The organism is Candidatus Poriferisodalis sp., assembly GCF_965219595.1.
Lineage (GTDB): Bacteria > Actinomycetota > Acidimicrobiia > Acidimicrobiales > Poriferisodalaceae > Poriferisodalis.
In genome coordinates, this window is record NZ_OZ244781.1 from 1554280 (window position 1) to 1570304 (window position 16025).

A 16025-nucleotide genomic window follows, 5' to 3' on the forward strand; every position below is an offset into this window, starting at 1 on the left:
AGTCCGGGGGCGACGGTCCGAGGCCGCTCAGTCGGGGATCCAGTCCTCGGTTTTGATGCCGAGGCCGTCGGCGATGCGGTTGGCGTAGGCGTAGTAGCCGACGACTTCGGTGATGTCGAGGATGTCGCGGTCAGAGAAGCCGGCGTGGCGCAGGGCCTCGACGTCGGCGTCGTCCATGTCGGCGGGTGCGGCGGTGAGCTTGACGGCGTAGGCCAGCATGGCGGTGCGCTTGGGTGACAGCGGGGCGGTGGTCCAGTCGTGCTCGACGGCTGCGACCAGTTCGTCGTCGGCGATGAGGCGGCGCAGACCGCGCCGGTGGTGGACCACTCAGTAGTGGCAGTGGTTGGTGAGGCTGACGACCAGGGCGATGAGCTCGCGTTCGACCTTGCGCAGCGTGGCGGTGCCGGCCATGGCCGATTCGTAGAGGCCTTGGTGTGCGGCCATGGAGCGGGGGTTGAGCGAGTGGACGGCCAGGATGTTGTCGACCCGGCGGTGGGTGGGGTCCACGACCCGGAGGTGCAGCTCGCCGAGCTCGCCGTCCCAGGAGTCGTCGGGGATCATCTCGATACGCGCCATGGGCCAGCGTGACACACCGGCGGGGCACAGCCCGCACCGGGCCGTACCTCGCCCGAAAACAATTCTTCGGCCCTTCCCGCCATAGGTACATTGAGGCGCAGTCCACTCCCGGTAGAAGCCGTTCGCGATCGTTGGCCACCCCTTTTGCTGTTCGAGGCGTGTCACCGGAATCGTCGCTGGTGTCGCTGTCTGCTGAAAACCTTGCACATTGTGAAAGGTATTCAGTACGATTTCGAGTGCCGCTGTGGACGCCGGCGGCCCGCGGCGAAAGGACAGAGCGTTGGGCGCAACCGTGGTCGGCCGTCTTGGGGACGTGCCCGCAGCTCAGCATGGCTATTTCACCCGTGCTCAGGCGGCAGAGGTCGGCGTGCCCGACTGCGACCTCACCCGCTCGGTGCAGCGCGGGCTCATTGAGCGGGTCGGCCACGGCGTGTACCGGGTGGCCGGTGCGGGGCACGACCCGCTCGCGGACCTGCGTATCGCATGGCTGCGTCTCGACCCCGCCCGCGGCCCTCGCGAGCGGGTGATGCAGCCCACGGTGTGGGTCACGCTCGGGTCCGCAGCCCGGATTCACGGCTTGGGGGTGTTCGCCGGCGCCGGCCACACGTTCACCTCAGCGCGGCGCATCCAGACTGGTGGGCTTGTGACGGTGTATCGCCGCGTGGGCGGCGTGCCGCGAGCGGACTGGGAGGTCAAGGACGGGTTCGCGGTGACCACCGTGGCCCGCACAGCCGTCGACCTGCTTGCTGCGCGCACCGACGGGGGCCATGTCGGCCGGTTCCTCGACGACGCGCTCCGCGTCGGCGCGGTCAGCAAGGACCAACTCGCCCACCGCCTCGCCGTCAGCCACGACGACATCGAAGCGCTGCTAGCCCAAGCTGCCCAGCACCCGGCTCCGGCGTTTCATGGCTGACCCGGCCGTCGGCGACACTCCAGCCCAGCGCTATCGCACGCCCGAGGCATTCCGCCAAGCCCTCGCCGCTCGAATTGCCGACTGCGCTGCCGAGGGCGGCATCGCAGCGAGCGAGATACGGCGCCACTTCACATACGACCGACTGCTCTCGCGACTGTTCATCGCAGACCCCGACCGGTGGGTGCTCAAAGGAGCCACAGGCCTCTTGGCCCGGGTACCGGGCCGAGCCCGCTACAGCCTCGATGTCGACCTGTTCGGTCGAACCGGCGTCACGACGGCTGTCGAAGCACTACAGCGGCTTGGCACAGCCGACACCCTTGGCGACTACTTCACATTCGACATCAACGCCCGCCGTGCTCCCTCGCCGCACGAGGACGCAGCCTCTCTCACGGCCACGGCGTTCCTTGGCGAACGAGAATTCGAACGATTCAAGATCGATCTCGTGGTCGTCTCCAACATGACAGCGGAGCCCGAGTCCGTGGACCCCATCCAACCGGTCGAAGTGCCTGGGCTGCCGACCGCTAGATACCGCGTCTACCCGCTCGTCGACCACATCGCCGATAAGCACGCTGCCATGCTCGACACCTACCGAGGTCGGCCGAGCACCCGATACCGCGATCTCGTTGATTTGGCCATCATCGCCGAGACCCAGGTGGTCAGCGCCGATGCGCTCCGCACGGCATTGCTCAGCGAGTACGCCTTTCGCGGCTTGCCCACGCCGACTGCCGTCACGCTCCCTTCGCCGGACTGGGAGCGCGGTTATGCACAGGCTGCAAGACAGGCAGCACACCTTGAACACACCACCGCTCGCGGCGCTGCGGAACTCGTCGGCAGACTCATCAACCCCGTCCTCGCGGGCCGGCACCACGGCACCTGGGACCCGACCTCTTCGGAATGGACCGACGAACCTCACGCCGGCACCACGTAGCGCCACCGGTCAATCTCAGCGATACCGCACAGGCCGCCGCGGAGATCACTCCCAGTTCCATGGCCTGAGCAATGCGCAGAGTCGGACGCGTTGATCCAATGGCCGCTGCTGGCGGTGCGCGAAACTCTCCCGCATGGCAACTGAGCGCAGCTATCAGGGGTTTCCGCTGCACGAAGCCGTGCGACGTGTTGCGCGCCACCATGTGCACCCCGACGTGCGACACATCAACGATGAGGAGCTGCACATCTTGCTGAACGCAGCTACGTGGCTGGAATCGAACGGCTGTGAGGAGCTCGTCGGAGAGCCGCAGTTGTTCAGTCGCAGCGATTAGGCCGGCTTCGTTCGGCGGCCTCGTGAAGACAGGTGGGCGCCGACGCCGGCGTCTGCGTCACGTGCTCGGTTTCCGGTGCCCGGCGCTGCTGTGCGTGTGCGCCCTCTGGGCGGTGGCGTGCGGGCTTGGGGGCGAGGGCTCGTCGATAGCCGACGACACTCACCCAACACCCGTTTCGGCACTGACGCCAGCTGCAGCTTCGACGCCCGACTCCAGCAACGCGGCCGGTGCAGGGCGGGCATCCAGTCCAGACGCCACCGTTTCATCGGACCCAGGTGCCGCAGCGGATGCCGGTTCTTCGTCCGCGTTGCCGGATTCTGCCTCGGCTGATGCCAGCAACTCGCCGGCTTCGGACACCTCGGAGGTCGCCACGGCGGCCGCCCCGGAGAGCGAGCCGATCGCCGACTCGGGCAGTTCGGCGGCCGGTAGTCAGGTGCTGCCGCCGGTCACCTTTCCTGAGGCGTCGATTCGTGATCCCGAGGCCGAGGCGACAGACCTCGAACGCCGCCGCAGCGTGATCGGGCTGTTCGAGCGGCTGCGGGTGGAAGCTGAGCACCGATCGGGCTATGACCGTGACGCCGTGTTCGGCGGGTGGTTGTACAGCGGCGGGATGTCCACGAGGGAACGGGTACTTGCCGCTGAGCGCTTGGCGGACGGGTCGTGGCACTCGGCGTACGACAACTTGGTGGTTGCGGATGCGTCAAAGCTCGACATCGACCATCTGGTGCCGCTGGCCGAGGCGTGGGAATCGGGCGGCTATGCGTGGACAGCGGCAACCTGGCGGCGCTTCGGCAACGACCTCGACGATCCCCGATCGCTGATCGCCGTGACCGCGAGCACCAATCGCAGCAAGGGTGCGGGTGATCCCGCCGACTGGCTGCCGCCCAGAACGCAGTACCGATGCCGCTACGCCGCCGACTGGGTCGCAGTGAAGACGCGCTGGGAGCTCAGCGTGGACCGCCGTGAGCAAGCCGCAATCGAGACGCTGATCGACGGCTGCACCGGCGCCGACTTCGCGGGCGACCCCGCCGCAGCCAGCCCTCCAGACGGCCTGGCCGGCACCCCGCCGACCGGCGCCGCACCGGTCGAATCCCCGTCAGCATCGCGGGCCCAGTCTGATGCCGGCACCGATTCCGAGAGCGAAGACGTCGCCACCAACGACCCGAACAGCGCCGAGCCAGGCAGCACCGCGTCATGCACCCACTGGCACGCCGGCCACCCCAAGCACACCCATACCCGCCGCGCCGACGGCACCGTTACCGGTCACAGCCACCCACCGTCATCCCAAACCAAATGCGGCTACCTCTGGCAATAGGCCCTCACCCCGATGCCTGGATGCAGCCGCCGACATGCCCGGGTGCGTCCTGCTCTCGTTTCGGCGTGGCGATCCCCGGGGCCGCGCCTCGCCCGAAAACCATTCTTCGCCGCTTACCGCCATAGGTACATTGAGGCGCAGTTCGGCACTGGTGAGAGCCGTTCACGGCCGGGACTCGGAGCCAGATCAGATCGATGACCGCTTACGAGCCGCTCTCCGCACGCCTGAACGCCGCATTCGACGGCTGCTACGAGGCTCACCGCGCCTCGGCCCTGTCGGGCGTGCCGCAGTCGACGGTGTACCTGTGGGCTCGCAACGGGCTGGTGACCCCGTCGGTATCACCCACTCGGGTGAAGCTCTGGTCGTACGCCGACCTGATGGCGCTGCGCATCGTCTATTGGCTGCGGCATCCGAAGTTCGAGACCGAGGCGAGCGTTCCAGCGAGCCCGATGCCGCGGGTACGTGAGGCCCTGTCCGAGCTGGAGAGGCACGGATTGGACATCTGGGACGACAGCGGCGGCCGGCTGACGTCGCCGCTGTGGGTCGATGCCTCCGGCAAGATCTGGGTCGACGTGGACGGCGTCCCGCACCAGACGGGACAGGCGGCCCTGCTCAAGTCGATGGACCTCTTGGGTCCGTTCGATGTCGCCGATCGCCGCGGGCCCGACCTCATCCGCCCCCGCCCGAACTTGCGCATCGTTCCGGGCCGGGTCTCAGGCGAGCCGCACCTCGCCGGCTCGCGCATCACAACCCTGTCGGCCGCCGCGCTCTACAAGAGCCTCGGCGACTATGAGGCGGTCGCCGGTCTCTACCCGGGCTTTGACACGGCGGCCTTTAGGGACGCAGTCGAGCTCGAGAGCTCACTGGCTGCGTGATGCAGCTCTCGCTGGATCGCAACTCTCCTGAACCGATCGTCAACGCCCTGAAGCCCAGGATGGCTTCGCTGGAGAATCGTCGTATCGTGTGACTATTCCTCCCCGCCGTCTCGGCCTCGCCGGGCCTGGCGGGGTTATTTCTTGCCGCGTCATCTGGGCGGGCGGAATTCACGCCCAATGTCGTCGGCCGGGTCAGATCAAGGCCGCGGCGATCATTCCTAGGTCGACCGGTTCAGGTCGGATTTCTTGGGTGGTGAAGTTCCCGACTCCGCAGAGTGCGTTGCCGGCGATTCGGGCCTCGCGAATGCTCACGTAGGTGCCAATGAGCTGACCGCCGTGCAGCACGGCGAACTGCCCAAGATGGTCTGCTTCGAGCTCGGCGCGCATAGCTTCGAATGCTGCGTAGTTCTTCAGCACGTCGGCTCGTTCCATGCCGGCCTCCGAAGCTGCGGCCCTGTACCGCACGGTAGCGACGCCAGCGTCAGCGTCTTTGGACGGGAGAGTGTGACTCGTCGCGGCCATGCTCTCCGGGCGACGTTCGTGTCCGCGGTAGGACGACCCTCGGTCCGCGGCCAGCGTGTCGTCCGGGCCGGATCACCACGTTGCACATACGCTCCGGGCGTGACCGAGGCACTGCCTGCGAGCGTTCTTGGAGGACCCCAATAATGAAGGCGACTGAAACCCGGCTCCTCGACTTCCTGGAGAATTCACCGCAGTTCGTCATTCCCGTGTATCAGCGCACCTATAGCTGGACCGAGCGCGAGTGCAAGCAGCTCTGGGATGACGTTCTTCGCACCGGTGGCAACGAACAAGTCACGACGCACTTCGTCGGTTCGATCGTCTACATCGGTGAGGGAGCTCACCACGTCACGCGACGGCCACCGCTGCTGGTGATCGACGGGCAGCAGCGTCTCACAACAGCGATGCTGATGCTTGAGGCGCTGGCGCGGCACGTCGGGGACGATGAGCCGGTTGATGGTTTCTCCGCGCTCAAGATCCGGAACTACTACTTGCTGAATGACCTAGAGAAGGACGAGCGTCGTTTCAAGCTCCTCCTGACCCAGACCGACAAGGAGAGCCTGATTTCTCTCATGGGGCAGAAGCCACCTCCGGTGGACCAATCGTGGCGCATCCATGAGAACTTTGAGTTCTTCGAGAAGCAGATCTCCGCCTTGGGCGACGATCTTGAGCCACTCTGCAGCGGACTTGCGAAGTTGATGATCGTCGATATCGCCCTCAGTCGGGATCAAGACAACCCGCAGCTCATCTTCGAGAGCATGAACTCGACTGGTCGCGAACTGAGTCAGGCCGATCTCATTCGCAACTTCGTATTGATGGGACTGCCACCTGCGGAGCAGAAGCAGCTCTACGAGAGACATTGGCGTCCGATGGAAGTTGCCTTCGGACAGAAGTCGTATGGAACGCACTTCGACAGCTTCATGCGCCACTACCTCACCCTGAAGACCGGCGAGATTCCGAAAATCAGCGCTGTCTACGAGGCGTTCAAGGCATACGCCCGCCGGCCCCAGATCGCGCCGCAAGGGATCGGCCAACTGGTTGCCGATGTACATCGGTTCGCGAGCCACTACTGCTCGATGGCCCTCGACCAAGAACCCGGCGGCGTTCTCGGTGCAGCCTTCCGGGATCTCCGCGAACTGAGAGTCGACGTCGCCTACCCGCTGCTTCTTGAGCTGTATGACGACTACCGCGCTGGTCAGCTGAGCGGAGACGAGTTCTGTCAGGCGGTTCGACTGATCGAGTCGTATGTGTTCCGGCGGGCGGTCTGTTCGATCCCTACGAACTCGCTCAACAACACGTTCGCGACCTTCTCCCGTGACCTTCAGAAGGATCGCTACCTCGAGAGCATCAAGGCTCGGTTTCTTCTGCTCCCCTCGTATCGGCGATTCCCGCGGGACGAGGAATTCAAGCGCGAGCTCCAGAGCCGAGATGTCTACAACTTCCCGAGGCGCAGCTACTGGCTACGCCGCTTCGAGAACCATGGTCGCAAGGAAAGGGTTCCCGTAGACGAGTACACCATCGAGCACATCATGCCGCAGAACCCGGCTGTGTCGGCCCAGTGGCAGAAGGACCTCGGCGAGGAATGGCAGCGAGTCCATGAGACCTTCCTGCATACTCTCGGCAATCTCACGCTGACTGGCTACAACTCCGAGTACAGCGACCGTTCATTCGCCGAGAAGCGCGACATGGAGGGTGGCTTCAAGGACAGCCCTCTGAAGCTCAACAAAGGGCTGGGAACGCTGGAGCGATGGGACGAACTGGCGATCCAGGCCCGCGCCCGTCACCTCGCCGAGATCGCCGCGATGGTGTGGGCGGATGTGCATCTGCCAGAGGATCAGCTTGCGCAGTACCGCACGCAACCAGAGCGGGGATTGCCCAACACCTACACGATCGACGACCATCCGCAGCTCGCCTCGGGCGGCACCAGCCGCTCGCTGTTCGATGCGTTCCGTGCCGAGGTGCTCGCGCTGAGCCCCGTGGTGGCCGAGGAGTACCTCAAGCTCTACGTCGCGTACAAGGCGGAGACCAATTTTGTCGACGTTGTTCCTCAGGCGTCCCGGCTTCGACTCGCGCTCAATATGCAGTTCCACGAACTCCACGATCCGCGACATCTGGCCAAGGACGTCACCAACCTGGGACGATGGGGGAATGGCGATGTCGAGGTCCACTTCGGCGATTTGACCCAGTTGCCGCACGTGATGGCCTTGGTCCGCCAAGCATTCGAAAAGCAAATGGGCAACGGCGACGGCGACGCGTGACCGGCACCCACCGCTCTCGACCTGAGAGCTATTCGATCGGGCGTTTCGATAACGGCGAGCCGTACGTCGTACTGCCGCTGGGCCACATCTGGACAACCCATCCCGAAGCCGATGAGATCGGTCTTGTCATCTATCGGGAGCGCAGCGGTGGGAGGCACTGCCGAGCCATGACGGCTGTCGATTGTGAGCGCGCTCTCGCAGTTGCCACTCGACACAAGGAAGGAATCGACGGGCAGGGCAGGCGTGTCTCGGCCGAGGTGAAGCGGCGCGCGCCCACAGTGGTCAGCAAGCTGCGGAAGGGCCTGCAGAAGCTCAGTGCGTCTTCGCAAGGTGGTGCCGGCGCGCAACGCAAGATGTTCGTGCTCACGTGGAATCCCCGGCCGGACGAAATGAGCCCTGCCGAGCTGGACGAGCACCGGGAGTATTGGCTGGACAAGATTCGATCGACAGAAGGCGACGCCAAATCGGATGGTTGGTGGTCGACGGGTTCACGCAGTAGTGGCATCGACGAGGGCGACGACTTGATCTTGTTCCTGCACGGCGCCGGGGGCGGCATCATCGCGAGCGGCACTGCCACCAGCGAGGTCTACGAGGATCCTGCCGATGGGACTAATTGGATCGATGTCGAATGGGAGCACTGGGTGGCTGCCGAGGACTGCCTGCCGGTCGAGCTGCTGCGCAGCTACGTCGCGCCGAGGTTCTTTGAGCATGCGCCGCGAGGGTCCGGCCAACGGCTTTCGGACGGAGAAGCGGCCTCATTGCGGCAGGCTTGGCAGGACCTGCTTGAGCAACCCCCGTCACTCTCAGGTGACGAGGCAGGAGTGCAAGTGTCTGGGGGCCGAACAGTGCCGGAAGGGGCGATCAGTCGCGCAGAAGTGAACCGGTATGAGCGCAGCAGATGGGCCCGTGCGCAATGCCTGAGCTACTACGGGTGTCGGTGCCAAGTGTGCTCCCTCGACTTCGAGGAGCGATACGGTGAACTCGGCAGAGGCTTCATGCACGTGCATCACGTCACGCCGCTGCACGAGATCGCCGGCGACCCCAACTACCGGCTTGACCCAATCCAGCACCTGAGGCCGGTGTGCCCCAACTGCCATGCCATGCTCCATCGGCCCAAGGACCGGACCCTCACAGTGGAAGAACTGTGTGAACTCATTGATGTCGGGCCGGACGAAGGCGCTGGCAACTGAAGTCAGATATGGCAGCGACGGTCCAGAGCGTCGTTGGACTGGCAGTGTTCAGAGTCACCGCTCGTCAGTTGCGGCGAATCTTGAGACTGAGGGCGCGGTGAATGCTGTCGATCCGTGCATGTGTGTCGACGTCACCTAAGTCGAGCCTTCGCGTTTTTTTGGGATGGGGCTGCTGGGCTCGGTGGGGTCAGGCTATGTGGTGAGGATGCCGCGGGCTTCGAAGTTGGCGTGGTTGGTGAAGCCGTGGGCTTTGCGGCGCAGGACTTGGAGCAGGTTGTTGGTGCCTTCGATGGGGCCGTTGCTGGGCCGCCCGGCGCGGTGCCAGCCGAGGATCTGTTCGTGCCAGGCCAGGAACGTGTCGACGATGCCGCTGAACTCGGGGATCTGGCCGGTGCCGTAGATGTCGGCGAACCGGTCGAGCGCTTCGAGGGCGCCTTTGCGGTCTTTGGCGAGGTAGAGGTTGTGCAGCTCGCCGAGCGCGTCCCAGGCGGCTTTGAGCCGAGGGTGGGCGGCGAACAGGCCGTCGAGGCGTTCCCGCTCGGCGGCGTCGAGGGTGTCGGGTCTGCGCATGAGCAGGAACCGTGCCCGGAACACGTCGGGGTCGAAGCGGGGCTTGGCGCCTTCGGGGCGGCGCTGGACGTCTCGGCGCACCGCGGTCAGCCCGGCTGCGAACCATCTGATGACGTGGAACCGGTCCAGCACGTGGCGGGCGTGGCCCAGCCGGGCGTCGATGGCTGCCTTGTATGCCTTCGAGCCGTCGGACACGACGACCTTGACGCCGCGGCACCACTTGTGGCCCTGGGCGGCCAGGAACGCCGTCAGGGCTGCCTGGCTGCGGTGGGGCACCATGGCGAGCACCTCGCCGGTGTCGCCGTTGACCAGCACCGTCACGTAGCGGTGCCGACGGCGGATCGAGGTCTCATCGACCAGCAGCAGCCGGCACCTGCGCCGACGGCGATGCTCGCCGACCAGCCCCGCCCAGGCGACCACCAGCGCGTTCACCAGGCCCCAGCCCAGCCGGTGCCGGCGGGCCGCCGCGTTGACCGTCATCGCCTGGGCGTCCTGGACCACACGGCGTGCCAGCCGGGCCGTGAGACGGCCCTCGAACGCCGGGTGGTCCTCACAGAATCGACGGCCGCACGGCTCGCAGACCATGCGCCGCCGCTCCCAGATCAGCGTCACCGGCCGGCCCGACACCTCCAGGTCGCGCACCTTGTTGTCGCGGCGGTCATGGGTCCGCCCGCTCGGCGCCGAACAGTGCGGGCACTTCGGGCGCACCACCGTCGAGGCGACCCGCACCACCAGCCGCTCCGGCAGATCGGCAAGCACTCCCAGCACCCGCACCTGCGGCAGCCACAGCCGCACCGACATAACATCTCTCGCCATCGAGGCCCTCCAGGGTTCGGCGTCTCACGAACACCGATCCCAGCAGGGCCTCGACCCCTACCCAAGGACCCTCAACCCACCGTCATCCCAAAAAAACGCGAAGAGCCTATTTTCGTGGACGCGTGGCGGCTGGAACGACGAGGAGCGCAAGGCACTGCTGGTGATGGCCACCGGCGCGGGCAAGACGCGCACCGTGATCGCGCTGGTGGACCTGCTGATGCGTGCCCAGTGGGTCAAGCGGGTGCTGTTCCTCGCCGATCGCACTGCGCTGGTGAATCAGGCGGTGAACGCGTTCAAGACGCATCTGCCCGATTCGGCGCCGGTGAACTTGGTGACCGAAGGCAATGAGGACGGCCGGGTGTACGTGTCGACCTACCAGACGATGGTCGGCAAGATCGACGAGTACCGGGCCGACGGGACCCGCCGGTTCGGCGTGGGGCACTTCGATTTGGTGGTGATCGACGAGGCGCACCGGTCGGTGTACCGCAAGTACCGGGGCATCTTCGACTACTTCGATTCGCTGCTGGTGGGCCTGACGGCGACCCCCAAGGACGAGGTGGACAAGAATACCTACGACCTGTTCGACCTCGAGACCGGCGTGCCCACCGACGCGTACTCGCTCGATGACGCCATCAAGGACGGCTACCTGGTGCCGCCGCGGGGTGTGTCGGTGTCGTTGAAGTTCGTGCGCGAGGGCATCAAGTACGACGACCTGAGCGAGGACGAGAAGGGCGACTGGGACGAGCTCGACTGGGGCGAGGACGACGAGGGCAACCCGCTCGACCCGCCCGAGGAGGTCGACGCTGCCGAGCTCAACAAGTGGCTGTTCAACAAGGACACCGTCGACCGGGTGCTGGAGTACCTGATGACCGACGGCATCAAGGTGGCCGGCGGCGATCGGCTGGGCAAGACGATCGTCTTCGTCAAGAACCAGCGCCACGCCGACTTCATCAAGGAGCGCTTCGACGCCAACTACCCGTCGCTGGATGCCGGTGGCTTCGTCCGGGTCATCACCTATCAGGTCAAGTACGGCCAGAGCCTGATCGACGACTTCTCCAACAAGGCCAAGTCGCCGCACATTGCGATCGGCGTGGACATGCTGGACACCGGCATCGACGTGCCCGAGGTGGTCAATCTCGTGTACTTCGAGCTGGTGCGGTCGAAGACCAAGTTCTGGCAGATGCTGGGGCGGGGGACTCGGCTGTGTGCGGACCTGTTCGGGCCCGGCGACGACAAGACCGAGTTCAAGGTGTTCGACTTCTGCCAGAACCTGGAGTACTTCAGCCAGGAGCTGGTGCCGGCGGACAAGGCGGGCGTGAAGTCGCTGGGCGAGATGCTGTTCAGCACGCGACTGGAGCTGCTGCAGGCGCTCGGCTCCATCGAATCGCTCGGCGACGAACGGGCTGAAGTTGCCGCGACGCTGCATGAGGCGGTCGCGTCGATGAACCCGAAGAACTTCTTGGTGCGGCCTCACTTGGAGCTTGTAGAGCGGTTCAGCTCGCTGGCTGCTTGGGAGGCGGTGTCGCTCGAGGACCTCGCAGCGCTGAACGACCGGGTCGCCAAGCTGCCCGATCAGCTACGCGCCGACGATGAGGACGCCAAGCGCTTCGACGTCGTGATGCTGAATGCGGAGCTGAGCCTGCTGCGGCGGGAGCCGTTCGAGCGGCAGCGCAGACGCATCATCGGTGTGGCGTCGGCCCTGGAGGACTTGGGCACGACGATTCCTGGTGTGGTCAAGCAGCTGGAGTTGATCACCGCCATCCAGACCGATGAGTGGTGGGTAGATGCCACCTATCCCATGCTCGAGGACGCTCGCAAGCATCTCCGGGGCCTCGTCCATCTGATCGAGCGCACGAAGAAGAACGTGCTCTACAGCGACTTCACCGATGAGCTCGGTGAGCCAGAAGTGGTCGTGCTGCCGGGTGCCGGGGGAGCGGTCGACAGCAACGAGTTCGCTCAGTTCCGCAAGAAGGCCGAGCATTTCTTGAAGGAGAACCTGGCCGACGACGTGGTGGCCAAGGTGCGCAGCGGCGAGACGCTGACGCTGGTCGACATGGAGGCCTTGCAGCGGGTGTTGGTCGGGGCTGGCATCGGCGATACCGACACGTTCGCCGAGGCTTCGAAACGTGCCGGCAGCTTCGGGCTGTTCATCCGTTCGCTGGTGGGGCTGGACCGGGCCGCAGCGATGCGAGCGTTCGACAAGTTCCTCGACGACAAGCGCTACAGCGCCAACCAGATCCGCTTCGTCGAGATGGTGATCGAGTACCTCGCCGACAACGGCACCATCGATCCCGGCCGCATCTACGACTCACCATTCATCAGCGTCGCCCCCCAAGGCCCTGAACTGCTCTACAGCTCAAGCGACGCCGACGAGTTCTTCGAGATCGTCAAGCACTTCTACGACACCGCCGCCGTCTGACCGCCGGCGTTCGGCCTCGCCCGACTAGGGCAGCCAACCCTTCGGCGCGCGCAGCCGGTGACCATTCGCCTGCATCACCGGGTCGGGAAGGCGGCAGGAGCGGATGATGCCGCGACCGATTGGGAACGCCGTATCAGCCACGCGTCTGAGTTCACCGGAGTGTCGTTGCGGCGGGAACGCGACAACGACGGTCTTGGACGGGTACCTCCTCCGGACCGACTCGATGGGTGGAGCAAGATCGCTGTCACCCGAAACGATGATGGCGATGTCGAAGAGATCGTCGAATGCGTCCTCCAGCAACCGGACGGCGATGTTGACGTCTGTTTTCTTCTCTTCGTTCCGCCTCCATGTCGCACCGCAGGTCCGGCAGCGCGCGGACTGCGAGAGGAAGTGGCCGTAATCGATCTCGACCGCGCCTCGCGCCAGCAGCGCGTCGATGTAGGTCTGCTGGCGACTGTGCTGCGAAGGGTTGTTCCTGATACGAGTCGTGAAGTAGCGGACGAGGTCAAGGTGTTGTTGGGCGCTGAGCAGTCTTGTGCACATGGACCTCAGGTCGAGCCAGCGCGAGGTGCCCAGCTTGGCGTCCATGAGGCCGTGATAGAGGTTGAACCCGTCGATATAGGCGACAACTCTCTCTACGCGCATGGTGGGCTGACAGTAGGGAGCAAATGAGTTTCGACTGAAGTCGTTTTTCCGATACGATGTCCGTACCCCACCGGGGCTCGTTACCCCGGTCCGACGGCCCCGGCTTCGGCCGGGGCTGTTTAGCGTCTGGGCAGACGGTTGATGTCGCCACAGCGACCGTCGGAGACGTGTCGGTCACGGAGAGCTGTCACACCCCGTCCGTACGGTTGGGGCGTGGCTGACAGATCGGGGATCGAGTGGACCGAGGCGACGTGGAACCCGACCACGGGCTGCGATCGGGTGTCGCCGGGCTGCGACCGCTGCTATGCGCAGACGCTGGCCAAGCGGCTCAAGGCGATGGGGTCGCCGAAGTACCAGAACGACGGCGACCCGTCGACGAGCGGGCCGGGCTTCAGGCTCACCTTGCATCGGTCGTCGCTCGATGTGCCTCGACGCTGGAGCGCACCCCGCCTCGTGTTCGTGGACTCGATGAGCGATCTCTTTCACGACGATGTGCCGCCGGGGTTCATCGCGCAGGTCTTCGAGGTGATCCGCGAGACGCCCCAGCACACCTACCAGGTGCTCACCAAGCGAGCGCAGCGGCTGAGCCGGATCGCACCTGAGCTCGACTGGCCGCCGAACCTGTGGATGGGCGTGAGCGTCGAGACTCGCCGGTACGGGTTCCGCATCGACCACCTGCGCCAGGTTCCCGCAGCGGTGAGGTTCGTCAGCGCCGAGCCGCTGCTCGGCCCGCTCGGCGAGCTCAATCTTGCGGGCATCGATTGGGTGATCGCCGGCGGCGAGTCCGGTGCCGGCGCCCGGCCCATGGAGCTGGACTGGGTCACCGAACTGCGCGACGCCTGCATCTCGGCCGGCGTGGCGTTCTTCTTCAAGCAGTGGGGAGGCCGCACGCCCAAGGCCGGCGGCCGCGAACTCGAGGGCAAGCTGTGGGACGAGCTGCCGGCGCCGGCGGCGAGCTAGGGCAACGGCGATGCTTCAGGGCGGAGTGAAGATCCGATTCGGCGCCAATTAATTCGCTCCGCAAGTGTGAGAATTTATCGATACAATTTCTTCTCATGAGCGTTGCGGAGACGGTCCGTGAGCATGTCGAGCGCCTGCCGGTGCGGTCGTTTCTGTCGCGAAGTGACCTGCCGACACCAGGTCACGCAGTCGACTGCGAGCTGGCGCGGCTGGCAGGCCGGAATGAGCTGATGCGTGCCCACAAGGGCCTGTACTGGAAGGGGCCCCAGACACGGGCTGGGATGGTGCCTCCGGCGCCACTCGCGGTCGGGATGGCAGTAGCGGGCGCCGGGGCCGGCCCAGCTGGCTTCTCGGCTGCAACAGCACTGGGCTTGACGACGCAGGTTCCCTCTGTGGAGGCGGTGGCGGTCGCCGGCCGTGCTCATCGGCCTCCCCGAGGAGTGGTGTTTGCGGCGAGGTCTGTCGAGCGTCGGTTCCGGGAGCTGGAGCCGCTTGAAGTCGCCGTGATCGAGCTGATGCGCGACGGCACTCGATACGTCGAGGTCAGCTGGGACGATGTCGAGGCTGCTGTCGTAGGCCTGGTTGAGTCCGAAGCCGTCCGGCCGCGTGCGGTCTGCGAGCAGATCGACGACGAGCATCACGTGGCAGCCCGCACACGCTGGCAGGCCATCGAACGTCGGCTCGGCTTGTGAGCTTCCGACTGCGCGACGACCTGGACGAACTAGCGGCGTACGCGAGCGCGGTGTCAGATGTGTCGGGGATCCCTGCGTCACATGTCGAGAAGGATTACTGGGTGACCGAGACGCTGCGGGGTGTCGCGGACGTCTCGCGCCGCAACGGCTGCTCGGTGATCTTCAAAGGCGGGACGAGCCTGTCGAAGGCGCATCGGCTCATCGAGCGTTTCTCCGAGGACGTCGACCTCTTGATTGTGCTGCCGGAGGCTGGCAAGAAGCGGCGCGACGGCATGCTCAAGGAGTTCATCGCAGGAGCCGAAGCGGCGACCGGCATCGAGGGCCGTCTGGACGTCGCAACGGCCACAGCAGGTGTCAAGCGTTCGGTGAGGCTGCACTATCCGACGGCAGCGCCGAGCGAGGGCGTGACCAGCGGAGTCTTGCTCGAACTCGGAACTCGCGGCGGTGCCCTGCCGTGCGATCGGCGACCGATTCAATCTCTCATCGCCGAGTATTCCCAGCGAGCCGGCCTCGCCTCTGACTTCGAAGAGGTCGAGCCGATTTCATTGCTCGTGTTGGATCCTGTTCGCACGCTCGTCGAGAAGATGATGATCCTGCACCACGCGGCGACCGTCGGGGACTCCGAACGGCGCCGCCAGACTGCGCGCCATTACTACGACGTTGATGCGCTGCTGCGGAGCCCGGCCGTCATGAGCAGCCTCGAACAGCACGAGACCGATGTGCTTGCTCGTGAAGTTGCACGGCACTCGATGGCTGCGGGCCTTCCCAGCATCGACCGGCCACCGGCTGGGTTCTCTGCCAGCCCAGCCTGGCGGGAGGATCAGCCGGACATCGAGCGAGCTTACGAAGATGTGCTCGAACGGCTTGTGTGGCCGAGTGCGCTCACGTCAGCGTTCGCGCAATGCTGCCAACGCGTACACGATCACGCGTACCTGCTCTGAGCGTGGCGGCTTGGGCTCTTGAATCGCCAAAATTGCTTTGATGGCATTATCGCATTAGTGCGATGATGGGCTGTGCT

General features: G+C 65.4%; 15 protein-coding genes. 11 read left to right on the top strand and 4 right to left on the bottom strand.

Going from position 1 to position 16025, the window contains the following annotated elements; translation table 11 throughout:
* Positions 1–27 precede the first annotated feature (27 nt).
* Positions 28–576, bottom strand: a complete 549-nt coding sequence (locus tag ACOQPE_RS06920) for a carboxymuconolactone decarboxylase family protein (RefSeq protein WP_420611097.1) — start codon at positions 574–576, stop codon at positions 28–30.
* Between the two features lie 280 nt (positions 577–856).
* On the opposite strand from ACOQPE_RS06920, the gene ACOQPE_RS06925 reads away from it, so the two are divergent.
* The 5 genes from ACOQPE_RS06925 to ACOQPE_RS06945 all read left to right on the top strand — a co-directional run bounded on the left by ACOQPE_RS06925 (position 857) and on the right by ACOQPE_RS06945 (position 4938).
* On the top strand, positions 857–1489 hold the full coding sequence (locus tag ACOQPE_RS06925; RefSeq protein ID WP_420611098.1) for a type IV toxin-antitoxin system AbiEi family antitoxin domain-containing protein: 633 nt from the start codon (positions 857–859) through the stop codon (positions 1487–1489).
* A complete protein-coding gene (locus ACOQPE_RS06930) occupies positions 1482–2417 on the top strand; it encodes a nucleotidyl transferase AbiEii/AbiGii toxin family protein (RefSeq protein WP_420611099.1) in 936 nt (311 codons plus the stop codon). Before ACOQPE_RS06925 ends, ACOQPE_RS06930 begins: the two co-directional genes overlap by 8 nt.
* A gap of 133 nt (positions 2418–2550) precedes the next feature.
* Positions 2551–2748: a hypothetical protein gene (locus ACOQPE_RS06935; protein ID WP_419917273.1), complete on the top strand. Its 198-nt coding sequence runs from the start codon at positions 2551–2553 to the stop codon at positions 2746–2748.
* A 307-nt stretch (positions 2749–3055) separates the two neighbouring features.
* Entirely contained in the window at positions 3056–4063 is a 1008-nt protein-coding gene (locus ACOQPE_RS06940) for an HNH endonuclease family protein (RefSeq protein WP_420611100.1), read from the top strand.
* Positions 4064–4257: 194 nt separating this feature from the next.
* Positions 4258–4938, top strand: coding sequence for a hypothetical protein (locus ACOQPE_RS06945; RefSeq protein WP_420611101.1), 681 nt, complete (start codon positions 4258–4260; stop codon positions 4936–4938).
* Positions 4939–5130: 192 nt separating this feature from the next.
* Here ACOQPE_RS06945 and ACOQPE_RS06950 read toward each other — a convergent pair whose 3' ends face one another.
* Positions 5131–5370 carry a hypothetical protein gene (locus ACOQPE_RS06950; protein WP_420611102.1) on the bottom strand — a complete coding sequence of 80 codons (240 nt, stop codon included), beginning with the start codon at positions 5368–5370 and terminating at the stop codon, positions 5131–5133.
* A 233-nt stretch (positions 5371–5603) separates the two neighbouring features.
* Here ACOQPE_RS06950 and ACOQPE_RS06955 point away from each other — a divergent pair, with 233 nt between their 5' ends.
* Both ACOQPE_RS06955 and ACOQPE_RS06960 read left to right on the top strand, forming a co-directional pair.
* Positions 5604–7715, top strand: coding sequence for a GmrSD restriction endonuclease domain-containing protein (locus ACOQPE_RS06955; RefSeq protein WP_420611103.1), 2112 nt, complete (start codon positions 5604–5606; stop codon positions 7713–7715).
* The gene (locus ACOQPE_RS06960) at positions 7712–8905 is read left to right on the top strand and encodes an HNH endonuclease (protein WP_420611104.1); all 1194 of its coding nucleotides are present in this window, start codon (positions 7712–7714) and stop codon (positions 8903–8905) included. Before ACOQPE_RS06955 ends, ACOQPE_RS06960 begins: the two co-directional genes overlap by 4 nt.
* Before the next feature lie 192 nt (positions 8906–9097).
* Here the strand turns inward: ACOQPE_RS06960 and ACOQPE_RS06965 are convergent, their stop codons facing one another.
* Positions 9098–10291 carry an ISL3 family transposase gene (locus ACOQPE_RS06965; protein ID WP_420609076.1) on the bottom strand — a complete coding sequence of 398 codons (1194 nt, stop codon included), beginning with the start codon at positions 10289–10291 and terminating at the stop codon, positions 9098–9100.
* On the opposite strand from ACOQPE_RS06965, the gene ACOQPE_RS06970 reads away from it, so the two are divergent.
* Positions 10290–12710 carry a DEAD/DEAH box helicase family protein gene (locus tag ACOQPE_RS06970; protein ID WP_420611369.1) on the top strand — a complete coding sequence of 807 codons (2421 nt, stop codon included), beginning with the start codon at positions 10290–10292 and terminating at the stop codon, positions 12708–12710. The two genes, ACOQPE_RS06965 and ACOQPE_RS06970, sit on opposite strands and share 2 nt — an antisense overlap.
* 24 nt (positions 12711–12734) lie before the next feature.
* Here the strand turns inward: ACOQPE_RS06970 and ACOQPE_RS06975 are convergent, their stop codons facing one another.
* Entirely contained in the window at positions 12735–13355 is a 621-nt protein-coding gene (locus ACOQPE_RS06975) for an NYN domain-containing protein (RefSeq protein WP_420611105.1), read from the bottom strand.
* 213 nt (positions 13356–13568) lie between these two features.
* Here ACOQPE_RS06975 and ACOQPE_RS06980 point away from each other — a divergent pair, with 213 nt between their 5' ends.
* The 3 genes from ACOQPE_RS06980 to ACOQPE_RS06990 all read left to right on the top strand — a co-directional run bounded on the left by ACOQPE_RS06980 (position 13569) and on the right by ACOQPE_RS06990 (position 15948).
* The gene (locus ACOQPE_RS06980) at positions 13569–14315 is read left to right on the top strand and encodes a DUF5131 family protein (RefSeq protein WP_420611106.1); all 747 of its coding nucleotides are present in this window, start codon (positions 13569–13571) and stop codon (positions 14313–14315) included.
* A 95-nt stretch (positions 14316–14410) separates the two neighbouring features.
* Positions 14411–15007: a hypothetical protein gene (locus ACOQPE_RS06985; protein WP_419909602.1), complete on the top strand. Its 597-nt coding sequence runs from the start codon at positions 14411–14413 to the stop codon at positions 15005–15007.
* Positions 15004–15948 carry a nucleotidyl transferase AbiEii/AbiGii toxin family protein gene (locus ACOQPE_RS06990; RefSeq protein WP_420611107.1) on the top strand — a complete coding sequence of 315 codons (945 nt, stop codon included), beginning with the start codon at positions 15004–15006 and terminating at the stop codon, positions 15946–15948. The genes ACOQPE_RS06985 and ACOQPE_RS06990 overlap by 4 nt, the downstream gene beginning before the upstream one ends.
* Positions 15949–16025: the final 77 nt, after the last annotated feature.

Coding starts and splice junctions, on each gene's coding strand:
- ACOQPE_RS06975 (WP_420611105.1), bottom strand. CDS start 13,355: ATGCGCGTAGAGAGAGTTGTCGCCTATATCGACGGGTTCAACCTCTAT.
- ACOQPE_RS06985 (WP_419909602.1), top strand. CDS start 14,411: ATGAGCGTTGCGGAGACGGTCCGTGAGCATGTCGAGCGCCTGCCGGTG.
- ACOQPE_RS06965 (WP_420609076.1), bottom strand. CDS start 10,291: ATGGCGAGAGATGTTATGTCGGTGCGGCTGTGGCTGCCGCAGGTGCGG.
- ACOQPE_RS06930 (WP_420611099.1), top strand. CDS start 1,482: ATGGCTGACCCGGCCGTCGGCGACACTCCAGCCCAGCGCTATCGCACG.
- ACOQPE_RS06950 (WP_420611102.1), bottom strand. CDS start 5,370: ATGGAACGAGCCGACGTGCTGAAGAACTACGCAGCATTCGAAGCTATG.
- ACOQPE_RS06955 (WP_420611103.1), top strand. CDS start 5,604: ATGAAGGCGACTGAAACCCGGCTCCTCGACTTCCTGGAGAATTCACCG.
- ACOQPE_RS06945 (WP_420611101.1), top strand. CDS start 4,258: ATGACCGCTTACGAGCCGCTCTCCGCACGCCTGAACGCCGCATTCGAC.
- ACOQPE_RS06935 (WP_419917273.1), top strand. CDS start 2,551: ATGGCAACTGAGCGCAGCTATCAGGGGTTTCCGCTGCACGAAGCCGTG.